This window comes from Pseudorhizobium endolithicum, from assembly GCF_902153245.2.
Lineage (GTDB): Bacteria > Pseudomonadota > Alphaproteobacteria > Rhizobiales > Rhizobiaceae > Neorhizobium > Neorhizobium endolithicum.
This window is the reverse complement of the sequence record NZ_CABFWF030000014.1, coordinates 1-14,686: the sequence shown is the minus strand read 5'-3', so window position 1 is coordinate 14,686 and position 14,686 is coordinate 1. Positions and strand designations below refer to the sequence as shown.

General features: G+C 63.7%; 13 protein-coding genes and 1 pseudogene. 11 read left to right on the top strand and 3 right to left on the bottom strand.

Features of this window, described 5'->3' with window-relative positions:
• Positions 1-35: 35 nt before the first annotated feature.
• The 3 genes from trxA (at position 36) to RTCK_RS15390 (ending at position 1,990) form a co-directional block, all read left to right on the top strand.
• A complete protein-coding gene (trxA, locus tag RTCK_RS15400; RefSeq protein WP_142593448.1) occupies positions 36-1,016 on the top strand; it encodes a thioredoxin in 981 nt (326 codons plus the stop codon).
• A gap of 105 nt (positions 1,017-1,121) precedes the next feature.
• Complete coding sequence (locus RTCK_RS15395; RefSeq protein ID WP_142593447.1) at positions 1,122-1,796, top strand: LON peptidase substrate-binding domain-containing protein; 675 nt, start codon at positions 1,122-1,124, stop codon at positions 1,794-1,796.
• A gap of 5 nt (positions 1,797-1,801) precedes the next feature.
• The gene (locus RTCK_RS15390; RefSeq protein ID WP_142593446.1) at positions 1,802-1,990 is read left to right on the top strand and encodes a Trm112 family protein; all 189 of its coding nucleotides are present in this window, start codon (positions 1,802-1,804) and stop codon (positions 1,988-1,990) included.
• A 2-nt stretch (positions 1,991-1,992) separates the two neighbouring features.
• Here the strand turns inward: RTCK_RS15390 and RTCK_RS15385 are convergent.
• Positions 1,993-3,213: pseudogene (locus RTCK_RS15385) on the bottom strand (ubiquinone biosynthesis hydroxylase); the annotation flags it as partial.
• A 79-nt stretch (positions 3,214-3,292) separates the two neighbouring features.
• On the opposite strand from RTCK_RS15385, the gene tesB reads away from it, so the two are divergent.
• The 6 genes from tesB to RTCK_RS15355 all read left to right on the top strand — a co-directional run bounded on the left by tesB (position 3,293) and on the right by RTCK_RS15355 (position 10,631).
• The gene (tesB, locus tag RTCK_RS15380; RefSeq protein WP_142593444.1) at positions 3,293-4,177 is read left to right on the top strand and encodes an acyl-CoA thioesterase II; all 885 of its coding nucleotides are present in this window, start codon (positions 3,293-3,295) and stop codon (positions 4,175-4,177) included.
• A gap of 225 nt (positions 4,178-4,402) precedes the next feature.
• On the top strand, positions 4,403-4,741 hold the full coding sequence (locus tag RTCK_RS15375) for a P-II family nitrogen regulator (protein WP_142522596.1): 339 nt from the start codon (positions 4,403-4,405) through the stop codon (positions 4,739-4,741).
• Positions 4,742-4,766: 25 nt separating this feature from the next.
• On the top strand, positions 4,767-6,128 hold the full coding sequence (locus RTCK_RS15370; RefSeq protein WP_142593443.1) for an ammonium transporter: 1,362 nt from the start codon (positions 4,767-4,769) through the stop codon (positions 6,126-6,128).
• A gap of 234 nt (positions 6,129-6,362) precedes the next feature.
• Entirely contained in the window at positions 6,363-9,017 is a 2,655-nt protein-coding gene (locus RTCK_RS15365) for a DNA translocase FtsK (protein WP_142593442.1), read from the top strand.
• 67 nt (positions 9,018-9,084) lie between these two features.
• Positions 9,085-9,738 (top strand): outer membrane lipoprotein carrier protein LolA, encoded by a 654-nt coding sequence (locus RTCK_RS15360; RefSeq protein ID WP_142522599.1) that lies wholly within the window; start codon positions 9,085-9,087, stop codon positions 9,736-9,738.
• Positions 9,739-9,827: 89 nt separating this feature from the next.
• On the top strand, positions 9,828-10,631 hold the full coding sequence (locus tag RTCK_RS15355) for an exodeoxyribonuclease III (RefSeq protein WP_142593441.1): 804 nt from the start codon (positions 9,828-9,830) through the stop codon (positions 10,629-10,631).
• Between the two features lie 3 nt (positions 10,632-10,634).
• On the opposite strand, the gene RTCK_RS15350 is transcribed toward RTCK_RS15355, so the two are convergent.
• Both RTCK_RS15350 and RTCK_RS15345 read right to left on the bottom strand, forming a co-directional pair.
• Positions 10,635-11,087 carry a cyclic nucleotide-binding domain-containing protein gene (locus tag RTCK_RS15350; protein ID WP_142593440.1) on the bottom strand — a complete coding sequence of 151 codons (453 nt, stop codon included), beginning with the start codon at positions 11,085-11,087 and terminating at the stop codon, positions 10,635-10,637.
• Between the two features lie 8 nt (positions 11,088-11,095).
• Entirely contained in the window at positions 11,096-11,779 is a 684-nt protein-coding gene (locus RTCK_RS15345) for a response regulator transcription factor (RefSeq protein WP_142593439.1), read from the bottom strand.
• A gap of 136 nt (positions 11,780-11,915) precedes the next feature.
• Here RTCK_RS15345 and RTCK_RS15340 point away from each other — a divergent pair, with 136 nt between their 5' ends.
• Both RTCK_RS15340 and RTCK_RS15335 read left to right on the top strand, forming a co-directional pair.
• Complete coding sequence (locus tag RTCK_RS15340; protein ID WP_142593438.1) at positions 11,916-12,464, top strand: L,D-transpeptidase family protein; 549 nt, start codon at positions 11,916-11,918, stop codon at positions 12,462-12,464.
• An 85-nt stretch (positions 12,465-12,549) separates the two neighbouring features.
• A complete protein-coding gene (locus tag RTCK_RS15335) occupies positions 12,550-14,538 on the top strand; it encodes a PhoX family protein (protein WP_142593437.1) in 1,989 nt (662 codons plus the stop codon).
• Positions 14,539-14,686 lie beyond the last annotated feature (148 nt).

The following is a 14,686-nucleotide window of genomic DNA, read 5'->3' as shown; positions in this document are numbered from 1 at the left end:
GGCATATAACGGCAAGACGATCGCGGGAGACCTTCATGAGCGGCACAGACAATCCCTACGGTGGCTCCTATGGCGGGCAGATGACGGCCTCGGCGCAATTCGGGGGCTCTGCGCCGACGAACGGGAGCGGACCTGCCGCCTCCTTCGTCAAGGATACGACGACGGCTGCCTTCGGCGCCGACGTCATCGAGGAGTCCCGCCGCCAGCCGGTCCTCGTCGACTTCTGGGCGCCCTGGTGCGGCCCCTGCAAGCAGTTGACGCCGGTGCTGGAGCGGGTGGTCAACGAGGCGCAGGGCCGCGTCCGGCTCGTCAAGCTCAACATCGACGATCATCCGGCCATTCCCGGCCAGATGGGCATCCAGTCGATCCCGGCGGTCGTCGCCTTCGTAGACGGGCGTCCGGTCGACGGCTTCATGGGCGCCGTTCCCGAAACCCAGCTCAGGCAGTTCATCGACAAGGTTGCCGGCCCGGCCGGCGCGGACCGTGCCGCCGAGATCGAAGCGGTGCTGGGCGAAGCGGACGGGCTTCTGACGACGGGGGATGTTCAGGGTGCCGCGCAGCTTTTCGGCGCCGTCCTGCAGGCGGATCCGGACAATGCCAAGGCTGCCGCCGGCATGATGCGCTGCATGATCGAGCTCGGCGACCTGGCGCGCGCCTCGCAGATGCTGGCTTCGCTTCCGGAGGAAGTCTCCAGGGAGCCGGCAGTGCAGGCGGTGGCCAAAAAGCTGGAGCAGTTCGAGGAGGCCCGCAAGCTCGGCGATCCTGCGGCGCTGGAGCATGAACTCTCGCTGCATCCGGACAATCACGAGGCCCGCATGAAGCTCGCCAAGATCCGCAATGCGGAGGGAAAGCGCGAGGAAGCGGCGGAGCATCTGCTCTACATCATGCGCAAGGACCGGGAGTTCGAGGAAGACGGCGCGCGCCGCCAACTGGTCGAATTCTTCGAGGCCTGGGGGCCGAAGGACCCGGCCACGCTGACCGCCCGGCGACGCATGTCTTCCATCCTGTTTTCGTGAAACACGCGCCGGCAAGCCGCCCTTGCGATCCCTGCCGGCTGCCCCACATTATCGCCATTGGCGGCGCTGCCGCCGCGCTGTCGTGGTCCGGGAGGTTGGGACCCCATGATCGTGGGAAATGCCAGATATGTGAAGCGGGAGGACCTCCCCGAGACGGTTCGGGTCTTTCCCCTGACGGGAGCGCTCTTGCTTCCGGGCGGCCAGTTGCCGCTCAACATCTTCGAGCCCCGCTATCTCGCCATGTTCGACGCGGCGCTTGCCGGGGACCGGTTGATCGGGATCGTGCAGCCGTCGCTTTCGGAGGCGGAGAACGGCGAAGGTTCGCGCTCTGCCTTGAGCTGTGTCGGCTGCATCGGCCGCATCACTTCCTTCGCCGAGACGGGTGACGGCCGCTATATCACTTCGCTCAGCGGCGTCTGCCGCTTCCGCCTTCTGGAGGAAATCGGCGAAGGACATCCCTACCGCACCTTTCGGATTGCGCCTTTACTGGCGGACCTGTCGGCCGAGGACGACGAGGCGGCGGTGGATCGCGCCGAGCTGCTGCGCGTCTTCCGGGCCTACCTCGATGCCAACAAGCTGGAGGCGGACTGGGAAAGCGTGGGGCGGGCGGGAAACCGGACCCTGGTCAACTCGCTGTCTATGATGTCGCCCTTCGGCCCCGCCGAGAAACAGGCGCTTCTCGAGGCGCCGGACCTGAAGACGCGGGCGGAAACCCTGATCGCCATCACGGAAATCCTGCTCGCCCGCGGGCCGGGCGATTCCGACACCGTGCTGCAGTAGGTGCCATGGACGAGCGTGTAAGCAAGGTCGATCCGAAGCTTCTGGAGCTTCTCGTCTGTCCGCTCTCGAAAGCGCGCCTCTCCTTCAGCCGCGAGACCAGCGAGCTGGTCTCGGAGAAGGCGAAGCTGGCCTATCCCATCCGGGACGGCGTGCCGATCATGCTGGTCTCGGAGGCCCGCAGGATCGAGGAGTAGTTCTAGATCGCGCTGCCGGCCAACAGCCTCGGTCCATCCTCGCCGGTGATGCCTGCAGCCTCGCTGATGAAATAGGACTTGAGCCGCGGCAGCCGCTCGACGATCCCGAGGCCGATGTCGCGCGCGATCCGGACGGGCGTCATGTCGTTGGAAAACAGGCGGTTCAGGACATCGGTCGTAACGCCCATCCGGAAGGTGTCGAAGCGGCGCCAGGACTGGTAGCGCTCCAGGACGTCGAGTGCGCCAATGTCGAGGCCCAACCGGTCGGCTTCGACCACGGTCTCCGCCAGTGCGGCGACATCCTTGAATCCGAGGTTGAGGCCCTGGCCGGAAATCGGGTGGATGCCATGGGCCGCATCCCCGGCCAGCACGAAGCGCGGCGCCACGAAGGCGCGTGCGAGGGTTAGTCCCAGCGGAAACGCCTTTCTGCTGCCGGCGACCGTGATCTGCCCGAGCTTGTGGCCGAAGCGGCGCTGCAGCTCCTCTTCGAAGACGAGATCGTCCGAAGCGACCAGTTGTTCCGCCTCGGCCGTGCGTTCGGTCCAGACGAGGGAGGAACGGTTGCCGGTGAGCGGAAGGATTGCAAACGGGCCGGACGGCAGGAAATGCTCTTCCGCAACGCCCTCGTGCGGTCGTTCGTGCTCGACGGTCGTCACGATGCCCGACTGGCCGTAGTTCCAGCTCACCGTCTTGATCCCGGCCATGTCCCGCAGTCGGGACCTGACGCCGTCGCAGGCCACCAGCAGGCGGGTGTCGATAGTGCCGCCGTCCGACAGCGTCACTTCGTTCCGGGTGCTCCTCGTCTGGAAACCGGTGGCGGAAAGCCCGTGGCGGATCGGGATCCCCAGCTGCTCGCAGGCGCCCCGCAACGCCCGAACCATCGCGACATTGGGGACCATGTGGGCGAATGGGCGGCCTTCGTCCACTTCGCCGTCGAAGGTCAGGAAGACGGGGCGAACCGGATCCGATGTGCGTGAATCGGTGACGATCATCCGGTTGATGGGTTGCGCCTCGGGCAGGATTTCCCCCCAGACCCCGAGAACCTCCAGCATCCGGCTTGCAGCCGCGATGATTGCCGAGGCCCGCTCGTCCTTCTGCCAGACATGCTCCGGAGCCGCCTCGATGACCTCCACCTGAAGATGCGGCGCCGACTGCTTCACCGCCACCGCGGCCGACAATCCGACATAGCCCCCGCCGACCACAAGCATATCACGCATTTTCCGTGCACTCCGTGAGACTTGAGAAGATCACACCGCCCATATAGATCATCCGGCATCTGCTTCCTATGCCGGAGTTCCCAGAATGTCGCGTCAGCCAGAACGGCAAGCCCCCATGGACCAGCTCCTGTCGACGCTCGACCTCGAAAAGCTCGAGGAGAACCTCTATCGCGGCAGCAGCCCGCAGGTGGGCTGGCAGCGGGTTTTCGGCGGACAGGTCATCGCCCAGGCGCTGATGGCCGCGCAGCGGACGGTGGACGAGAGCCGCTTCATCCATTCCCTGCATGCCTATTTCATGCGGCCCGGCGATCCGGCGGTGCCGATCGTCTATCAGGTGGAGCGCATCCGCGACGGATCAAGCTTCGCGACCCGGTGGATCGTCGCGATCCAGCATGGCCGGCCGATCTTCTCGATGTCGGCCTCCTTCCAGGTGGAAGAGGGGGGCTTCGATCACCAGGTGGCCATGCCTCCCGTCACGCCCCCCGAAAAACTGATGGGCGAGAAGGAATTCAAGGAGCTTTTCCTGGCGCAGGCTCCGGCGGTGGTCCGCAAGTACTGGAGCCAGGATCGGCCGATCGAAATCCGCCCGGTTTCGCTGGTGCATTACCTGACGAAGGACAAGCTGGAACCGCGGCAGGACATATGGGTACGGGCCGTGGGAACGGTGCCCGCCGAGCGTCACTACCAGGCCTGTGTCCTGGCATACCTTTCGGACATGACGCTGCTCGATACCTCGCTCTACCCGCACGGCACATCCATCTTCGATCCGAAACTGCAGGTCGCAAGTATCGACCACGCGATGTGGTTCCACCGTCCCTGTGCTCTGGATGACTGGCTCCTCTATACCCAGGACAGCCCCAGTTCGTCGGGCGCCCGCGGGATGACGCGCGGCAGCCTCTATACGCGCTCGGGCGAATTGATCGCCTCCGTTGCGCAGGAGGGACTGATTCGCAAACGGGCAGATGAGTAGATATTCAGCATCTCCGAAACTTTGCCTATATCTTGGGCATGCCTCCAGTCCTGTTCTGCCTCTGCTTTGGGCGGAGCGATATTTTCTGCTTATTATACAAGGATCTAGATCCTCAGTAGCGATCTGGCACGTCCTTTGTATCTGAACCATCCAGTCGCCTTGGTCAGTCCGCAGGCGATGAGGGAATCCGGCCTCGGCCGGACAAACAGAGGATGGGAAAGCCAGATGAAAATCGTGATGGCGATAATCAAGCCGTTCAAGCTGGACGAGGTGCGCGAAGCGCTCACAGCCGTCGGTATCCAGGGCCTGACCGTAACCGAAGTCAAAGGGTACGGCCGGCAGAAGGGACATACCGAGATCTACCGCGGCACAGAATACGCCGTGAGTTTTCTGCCGAAGCTGAAGATCGAGGTCGCGGTACCTTCCGACGTGGTCGAGAAGGCGGTGGACGCCATAGCGTCGGCCGCCAAGACCGGACAGATCGGCGACGGCAAGATCTTCGTCTATTCGATCGAGCAGGCCGTGCGTATCCGGACCGGCGAAACCAGCGCGGACGCGCTTTAACGAACGGCTGATTGGGGAGCTACCAATGCAATTTTCAAGGATCACCACCTCGCTCGGTCGCCTCGGCGCGGTTTCTGCAGCCCTGATGGCGCCGGCCATCGCTTTTGCCCAGGACGCTGCAGCGCCAGCTGCCGAGGCGGCTGCCGCTGCGCCGGTCCCCGATAAGGGCGATACCGCGTTCATGTTCATCTGCACGCTTCTCGTTCTCTTCATGCTGATGCCGGGGCTCGGGCTGTTTTACGGTGGCCTCGTGCGGGCAAAGAACATGCTGTCGGTCCTCATGCAGTGCACCGTCGTGGGGGCCGCCATGATGATCATCTGGGTTATCTACGGCTATTCCTTCGCCTTCGGCGGCTCGGAAAGCGCCTATTTCGGCGGTACCGCCAAGATGTTCCTGTCTGGCGTGACGATGGACTCCACGGCCGCGACCTTCTCGGACGCCGTCATTCCGGAATTCGTCTTTATGATGTTCCAGATGACGTTTGCCGCCCTGACGCCGGCGCTGATCGTGGGCGCGTTCGCGGAACGCATCAAATTCTCGGCAGCCGTCCTCTTTTGCGTCCTCTGGGTGACCTTCGTCTACTTTCCGATCGCTCACATGGTCTGGGATGCGAACGGCCTTCTCTTCGGCATGGGCGCGCTTGATTTTGCGGGCGGGACCGTCGTCCACATCAATGCCGGCATTGCCGGTCTTATCGGCGCATTCCTGGTGGGCAAGCGCATCGGCTACGGCAAGGACATGATGGCGCCGCATTCGATGACGCTGACGCTCGTCGGCGCCGCGATGCTCTGGATCGGCTGGTTCGGCTTCAACGCGGGTTCCAACCTCGAAGCGTCCGGCGGTGCGATGCTGGCTGCGGTCAACACCTTCGTCGCAACGGCAGCGGCCATTCTCTCCTGGTGCGTCGTCGAAACCTTCGCGCGCGGCAAGGCCTCCATGCTCGGTGCCGCCTCCGGCATGATCGCCGGTCTCGTCGCCGTCACCCCGGCGGCCGGTATCGCCGGTCCAATGGGTGCCATCGTCATGGGCATCCTCGTTTCGCCCATCTGTTACTTCTTCATCGCCGTCATCAAGAACAAGTTCGGCTATGACGATACGGCCGATGTCTTCGGTGTCCATGGCGTGGGTGGGTTCTTCGGCGCGCTTGCTACCGGCATCTTCGCCTCGTCCTCCCTCGGCGGGATCGGCTATGCCGACGGCGTGACGATGGGCGGCCAGTTCATGACCCAGCTGACGGCCGTCGTGATCACCATCGTCTGGTGCGGCATCGTCTCGTTCATTCTCTACAAGATCGTGGACGTCATCGTCGGCCTCCGCGTCTCCGTGGAAGCCGAGCGCGAAGGTCTCGACCTGGCGAGCCATGGCGAGGCAGCCTATCACTCCTGATCGAGATTGCGGCGGCGCCGGTCGCCGCAGAACCTCCCGTCGCGGCCGCCGTTCCGGTGGCCGCATTTGCCCGGACCTCGGTCCGGGCTTTTTTGTAGCTATGGCCGTACCGGCCGGCCCACCTGATCTCTGGTTAAAGTCGCATTAACCATCAGCACGGTACCTTCCATGCACTATGCCGGTGTGTGCCCTGGTCAACCGCCGGCCTTCCACGTGGCAACAGCGGACAGAGTGATGGGTAGAAGCAATTCGGCAGCAATGGGCAACCGTACGGCCCGGGCCATGCTGGCCGCCTTCGTCATCCGGCAGGCCATGGCCCTTGCGGGATTCGGGATCTTCATCGGGCTTGCGCTGGCCGTGGCCGCACTCTCCACATGGAACGTTTCCGACCCCAGCTTCTCCTATGCGACCGACAACGAGCCGAGGAACCTACTCGGCCATGCCGGCGCTGCCTTTGCCGACCTGATGATGCAGTTCCTGGGCCTAGCCAGCCTGGTGGCGCTCCTTCCGGTCCTCGCCTTCGCTCTGGCCCTCATCTCCGGGCGCGAGTTCAATCGCGTGCCGGCCCGGCTCGCCGCATGGGCGGGCGGCACCCTGCTTGCATCCGCATCGCTCGGGTGCTTTCCGGCTCCGCTGACATGGCCGATACCGAACGGCATCGGCGGCGTCATCGGCGACATGATCCTCCGCTTCCCGGCCCTCTTCGTCGGCGCCTACCCCACCGGCATGCTGGCGACCATCCTGGGCATGCTCTTCGCCGTGCCGGCAGGGTGGCTGTTGCTCTTCGCGTCCGGCCTCATCGGAGAGGCCTTCGATGACGAGGACGAGGAATACGTGCCCGCCAGCCCGTCGGCCGTCCGCCGCAGTCCGGTCGAGGAGGACGAGGAGGACGAAGGCGGTTTCGGCGGGTTTCTCGCCCTGGGCGCCATCGCGCACTCCTGGTACATCGCCCAGGCCCGGATGCGGCGCCTGTTCGGCATCAAGCCGGCGCGAAGCACTTTCGACCAGCCGTACGACTTCAACGAGGACGAATTCGGCACGCTCAACGAACCCGTGCGCCCGAAGGCCGCGGCTGCCGGCCTGCATCGCGTCGAACCGTCGCTTGAGGGGCCGGCGCGCGATGTCCCCGCCCGCCGCGCCATCCATGCGCCGCCCATGGCGCATGATGACGACGACTTCGATGACGAGCCACCGGTCCGGCCTGCCGGTATTCTGGACGATGAGGACGACATTCCGTTCTCCGCGGCAACTCGCCCTGCGGCCGTCGGATCCGGCCGGGCACAGCCGCGGGTCGTAGCCCCGCCGCCGTCGCCGAAACCCAGCCCGCGCGTTGCCCGCGAGGCGCAGGCGTCGTTCATCGATCCGGACGGCTTCCAGCTTCCCTCCGTCCATCTCCTGGCGGAGCCCAAGGCGGTCGCCCGCGATGCAACGCTGTCCGCCGACGCGCTGGAGCAGAATGCCCGCATGCTGGAAGGGGTCCTGGAAGATTTCGGCGTCAAGGGCGAGATCATCCACGTCCGCCCCGGCCCGGTGGTGACGCTCTACGAGCTGGAGCCGGCGCCCGGTATCAAATCCTCGCGGGTCATCGGCCTGGCCGACGACATTGCCCGATCCATGAGCGCGATCGCCGCCCGCGTGGCGGTGGTGCCGGGCCGCAACGCGATCGGCATCGAACTGCCGAACCGGACGCGCGAGACCGTCTACCTGCGCGAGATGATCGGCTCCAAGGATTTCGAATCCAGCAAGGCGAAGCTCGCCATGGCGCTCGGCAAGACGATCGGCGGAGAGCCGGTGGTCGCCGACCTCGCCAAGATGCCGCATCTGCTGGTCGCCGGTACCACCGGATCGGGTAAGTCGGTCGCCATCAACACGATGATCCTGTCGCTGCTCTACCGCTACACGCCGGAGAAGTGCCGCCTCATCATGATCGACCCGAAGATGCTCGAGCTTTCCGTCTACGATGGCATCCCGCATCTGCTCTCGCCCGTGGTGACGGATCCGAAGAAGGCGGTCGTGGCGCTCAAGTGGACCGTCCGCGAGATGGAAGAGCGCTACAAGAAGATGTCGAAGATCGGCGTGCGCAACATCGACGGCTTCAACAGCCGGGTGGAGCAGGCGCTGGCAAAGGGCGAGGTGCTGACGCGGACCGTACAGACCGGCTTCGACCGCGAGACGGGCGAAGCGATCTACGAGACCGAAGAATTCGACCTGCAGCCGATCCCCTACATCGTCGTCATCATCGACGAGATGGCCGACCTGATGATGGTCGCCGGGAAGGACATCGAAGGTGCCGTGCAGCGTCTGGCGCAGATGGCGCGAGCAGCCGGCATCCACGTCATCATGGCGACGCAGCGCCCCTCGGTCGACGTCATCACCGGCACGATCAAGGCGAACTTCCCGACTCGCATCTCCTTCCAGGTCACGTCCAAGATCGACAGCCGCACCATTCTCGGGGAGCAGGGAGCCGAACAGTTGCTCGGCATGGGCGACATGCTCTACATGGCCGGCGGCGGGCGTATCCAGCGCGTTCACGGACCTTTCGTTTCAGATACGGAAGTGGAGGAGATTGTCGCCTATCTGAAGACGCAGGGCGCGCCGCAATATCTCGACGCCATCACGGCGGACGAGGACGAGGATATGGATGGGGCCGGCCCGGCCGGAACCGCCAACCTGTCCGAGTCGGAGGATCCCTACGATCAGGCGGTCGCCATCGTCCTGCGTGACGGCAAGGCCTCCACCTCCTATATCCAGCGACGATTGGGCATAGGGTACAACCGTGCAGCCTCGCTGATCGAACGGATGGAGCAGGAGGGGCTGATCGGGCCCGCCAACCACGCCGGAAAGCGCGAAATCCTGGTGCCCACGGAGGCGGACATCCTGGAACGCTGATCGCTGGCGACGCGTTGTCATCAAGCCGCCGCCTTTTGATTTCAGGAAGCGGTTGAAGGAGAACAGAATGAAGAAAAAGACCGCGTATTTTCCTGCGCCGGAAGCTGTCAGTCGCAGGGCCTTCTCTGCCGGCCTGCTTGGTTTTGCCGCGGCGGCACTGATGCCGGGAGGTGCTGGCGCACAGGGTGCCGGCGGCTCTGCGGCGGCCCAGCGGATCGCGGACCACTTCTCTTCGGTGAAGACGATGATGGGCGAATTCGTCCAGTTCGGTCCCCGCGGCGAGCAGACGGGCGGGAAATTCTTCATCGAGCGTCCCGGCAAGCTGCGGTTCAACTTCGAGGATCCCTCGCCTATCCGCGTCATCGCCGACGGCAAGAACGTCGTCATCGGCAATACGAAGCTGAAAACCTGGGATCTCTACCCGCTTTCCAAGACCCCGCTCAGCCTGCTCCTTGCCGAACGCATCGACCTGTCGAACCAGATGGTCCGCGACGTCCGCGAGGAGCCCGATCTGACGACGATCGTGCTCGGCAACAGGACCATCTTCGGCGATTCGACGATCACGATGATGTTCGATTCGAAGACCTTCGAGCTCAGGCAATGGACCATAACCGACGCCCAGAACAAGGACACGTCGGTGATGATCTACAACGTCAAGAATGGCGTCGGCTTCGATGAACGGGTCTTCCGTATTCCCTACGATGAAGTCCGCAAGCTCTAAGCCTTCCGGATTCCAGAAGGTCGCCGTTTTTGCTTCACCCGCCCGGTGAAATCCCCTAAACCCTGCGGCATCCCGCCTGAGGTTTAGGAATGACATTCTCCATCACCACCTGGAACATCAATTCGGTGCGGCTTCGCATGCCCATCGTCGAGCAGTTCATCGTCCGTCACCAGCCGGACATCCTGTGTCTCCAGGAGATCAAGTGCCAGGAGCACGAGTTTCCGCTGCAGCCGCTGAAGGACCTCGGCTACGCCCATATCATCATCCACGGCCAGAAGGGCTATCATGGCGTGGCCATTGCCTCGCGGGTACCGCTGGCTGAGGATCATCGCCAGAACTACTGCGGCGTCGGCGACGCACGTCACATCTCGGCAATCTTCGAACGCGGCTCGCGTCGCATCCGGCTTCACAATTTCTATGTGCCCGCGGGCGGGGATGAACCGGATCGCACCGTCAATCCGAAATTCGGCCACAAGCTCGATTTCGTGGAGGAGATGAAGTGCCTGAAGGCGGATGTCATTCCCGGCATTTCGTCCATCCTCGTCGGCGACCTCAATATCGCGCCGCTCGAGCACGACGTCTGGTCGCACAAGCAGATGCTGAAGATCATCAGCCACACGCCCGTCGAGACCGAAGGCCTGCTCGAGGTGATGAGCAAGGGCAAGTGGCTGGATCTGATGCGCCAGCACGTGCCGGCGGAGGAAAAGCTCTATACCTGGTGGAGCTACCGGGCCAAGGACTGGGCGGCGGCCGATCGTGGGCGGCGGCTCGACCATATCTGGTCGTCGCATGATCTGGGGCCGTTCCTGGACCGCATCGAGGTGCTGAAGGAAGCGCGGGGCTGGAACCAGCCATCCGACCATGTGCCGGTGACCGCGGTCTTCAAGTTCTGAGTATCAGCGGAACCGGCTTTGCAGCCCGGCGGCTGCGCTTGCCATGGCCACGATGTTGTCGCGGATACGGCCTTCCACCATGCGGCCCACCTGCGGGTATTCTTCGAGGAGCCGGTGGAAGAGCGTCCGCGTGACACGGAGGACTTCGGCATCCTCCACGGCGATCGCCGTGAACTTCCGCTCCACCATCGTCACCAGCGCAAGCTCCGAGAGAAGCGTTCCCGGCACCGCGACATCCTGGAGGCGCGCCGTGCCCCGGTCGGAGGCGTAGAGCTCGAACGCGCCCTTGACGACCACGAAGGCGCATTCCGCGGGAGACCCCTCACGAAACAGCTCCTGTCCCGCCGCAACGGCCCGGCGTTCAGCGCCGAAGGCCAGAAGCCGCAACTGGTCGTCGGTGAGCTGCCGGAAGAGTGTGACCTGCGATAGAAGCCGGATGTCGTCGTTGAGGGCCATCGGATGCCTTAGGGAACGATCTTGTAGCCGCCGTTCTCGGTGACGAGAATTTCGGCGTTGGACGGATCGCGTTCGATCTTCTGCCGGAGCCGGTACACGTGGGTCTCCAGGGTGTGGGTTGTCACGCCGGAGTTGTAGCCCCAGACCTCTTCCAGGAGGATATCCCGAGTCACGACCTTCTGGCCGGCCCGGTAGAGATAGCGGATGATTGCGGCTTCCTTCTCCGTCAGCCGGATCTTCTTTCCGTCGTCGGCCGTCAGCAGCTTCTGGCTCGGCTTGAAGATATAGGGACCGACCGTGAAGGTCGCGTCTTCGCTCTGCTCGTACTGGCGGAGCTGCGCGCGGATGCGCGCAAGCAGGACGGCGAAGCGGAAGGGCTTGGTGATGTAGTCGTTGGCACCGGCCTCGAGGCCCAGGATCGTGTCGGAATCGGTGTCATGGCCGGTCAGCATGATGATCGGTGCCTTGAAGCCGTTCTTGCGCAGCAGCTTCACCGCTTCCCGACCGTCCATGTCGGGAAGGCCGACATCCATGATCAGCAGGTCCACCTGGCTCGACTTGGCGACTTGCATCGCCCTGCTGGCGTTCGGCTCCTGCAGAAGCGAGAATTCCTCGTACAGAGACAGCTGTTCCGTCAGCGTTTCCCGCAGGTCGTCGTCGTCGTCCACCAGCAATATCGTACGAGCTGCCATATGTTCTTGCCTCTTGTTCTATCCGCTCTTCTTCGACTGTGTGAGAGAGAGCAATCGGTTCAGGCACTTGATCTAAGTCGCATCGTGCTATGAATTCAAACCAAATCATCTTCAAAGCAAGAATTCGTGAGGGAATATGGCCGATTTGCGTAGGGGCGGACGGGTTTCCATGCCGGTCGTCACCGTCCGGGCGGCTCCCGGAAACCGCTCGCGGGGCACCGTCACCCTGGGTGGCATCACCGTTCCGGCTGCCCTCGGCCGGTCGGGACGCACCGCCGTCAAGCGGGAGGGCGACGGCGCGACACCCATTGCCGCCATGAAGGTCCTCCATGGTTTCACCCGCGGCGATCGCGTCCGGTCCCTCCACACGGGCCTGCCGATGCGGCGCATATCGAAGGATATGCTGTGGTGCGATCAGCCGGATCATCCGAGCTACAACCGGCTGGTCAGGGCGCCGTTTCGGCCGAGCCACGAGGAGATGATGCGGAAGGATGGCCTCTATGACGTCTGCATCGTGCTGGACTGGAACATTTCCTCCCGGCGGCGACATCGTGGCTCGGCGATCTTTTTCCACCTGATCAGGCCCGGCTACCAGCCGACGGCAGGCTGTATCGCGGTCAGCCTCAGGGACATGCGGCGGCTGCTCCGCTTCATGCGGGCCGGAACGGTCGTGCGCGTGTTGTAGCGGCCGGCGGCGGATGTCGCATAACCGTAATGGAGCGCTTCTAGGTTGCCACGCGTCGAACAACGATTGCGTCAAGGAGACTGCCATGACCGAAGACCTCTGTCCGAAGATGTTCCCGACCACCCAGCTGGAAGAAGCCGATGGCGATGGCCACAATTCGAGCCTCAATCCGACGATGGGCGAGATCATAAGCCGCCGCTTCTCCCGCCGCGATTTCCTCCAGGGATCGCTTGCGGTGTCCGCTATCGCGGCAACCGTCAGCCCCGTTGCCCTGATGACCGCCGAAAAGGCAAGAGCCGCCACCGGATCGGCCTTTTCCTTCCCGGAGGTGGAAGCCGGCGTCGATGCCAACCACCACGTCGCAGAAGGCTACGATGCGGATGTTCTCCTGCGTTGGGGCGATGCGCTGTTCCCGGACTCACCGGAGTTCGATCCCGTGAACCAGACGGCCGAGGCCCAGGCAAGGCAGTTCGGTTACAACAACGACTATGTCGGCTTCATCCCGCTCGGCGGTGCGGCAGATCACGGTCTTCTGGTCGTCAACCACGAATATACGAACCCGCATCTGATGTTTCCGGGCCTCGTCAAGGTCGTCGACGGAAAGCTGGAGCAGGGGCCGCTCACCCAGGAACAGGTCGATGTGGAGATGGCCGCACATGGCGGCACCATCGTCGAAATCCGCCGGGTCGACGGCAAATGGCAGGTCGTCCGCGAGGGCAAGAACAACCGGCGCATCACCGTCAACACCGAGATGCAGATTACCGGTCCGGCGGCCGGCAACGATCGTCTGAAGACCTCGGCCGACAGCACCGGGACGAAGGTCATCGGCACGCTCAACAACTGTGCCGGCGGCGTCACGCCCTGGGGCACCTACATCATGGCGGAGGAGAACTTCCACGGCTACTTCATGGGCGAATTGCCGGCAGGCCATCCGGAGGCGTCGAACTACGAGCGCTACGGCGTGCCGGAGGGGAGTTACGAGTGGGGCCGTTTCTACGACCGCTTCGACCTCTCGAAGGAGCCGAACGAGCCCAACCGTTTCGGTTGGGTCGTCGAAGTGGACGTCTCCGATCCGAACTCGGTCCCGAAGAAGCGCACGGCGCTTGGGCGCACCAAGCACGAGGGTGCCGAATCGATCGTCGCGAAGAACGGCAAGGTGGTCTTCTATCTCGGTGACGATGAACGGTTCGACTATGTCTACAAGTTCGTCACCGAGGGCACGTACAATCCCGATGACCGAGCAGCGAACATGGACCTGCTCGAAGCCGGCACGCTCTATGTCGCGAAGTTCAACGAGGACGGCAGCATGGGATGGCTGCCGCTCGTGCACGGTCAGGGACCGCTGACGGCGGAGAACGGCTTCGCCAGCCAGGCCGACGTCCTCATCGAGACACGTCGCGCCGGCGATGTGCTGGGCGCCACGAAGATGGACCGTCCGGAGGATGTCCAGCCGAACGAGGTGAACGGCAAGGTCTACGTGATGCTGACCAACAACACGAAGCGCAAGGCCGACGAGGTCGATGCGGCCAATCCGCGTGCCGAGAATGCCTTCGGGCACATCATCGAAATCTCGGAAGCTGACGGGGATTTCTCCGCAACCTCGGGCAAGTGGGAAGTGCTGCTGAAATGCGGCGATCCTTCCGTCGCGGAAGTCGGCGCCACCTTCTCGACCGAAACGACCAAAAACGGTTGGTTCGGTATGCCGGACAACTGCGCGGTCGATTCCGCCGGCCGCCTATGGGTCTCCACCGACGGCAACAGCAACGAGGCGACCGGCCGCACGGATGGCCTGTGGGCAGTCGATACGGAGGGCGACGCACGGGCGACGTCCAGGCTCTTCTTCCGCGTGCCGGTGGGCGCCGAGCTTTGCGGCCCGTTGTTCACGCCGGACGACGAGACGGCTTTCGTCGCCGTACAGCATCCGGGCGATGGCGGCGAGGACTGGGGCGGCCATGGACGTCCGTCCTACTACGAGGACCTCTCGACCCGCTGGCCGGATTTCAAGGACGACATGCCGGTGCGCCCGTCGGTGCTTGCCATCACGAAGGTCGGTGGCGGCAAGATCGCCGTCTAGGGACCTGTAGGCACAAAAAAAGAAGCCCCGCAGCGATGCGGGGCTTCAGACTGCTGACAAACCCCTGACCTGGCTGGGGGTTTTGTGATTCACTGGGACATGTTGAAGAAACCTGCTCCCGAACAGACAGCTCTCGAGATGGTGACGC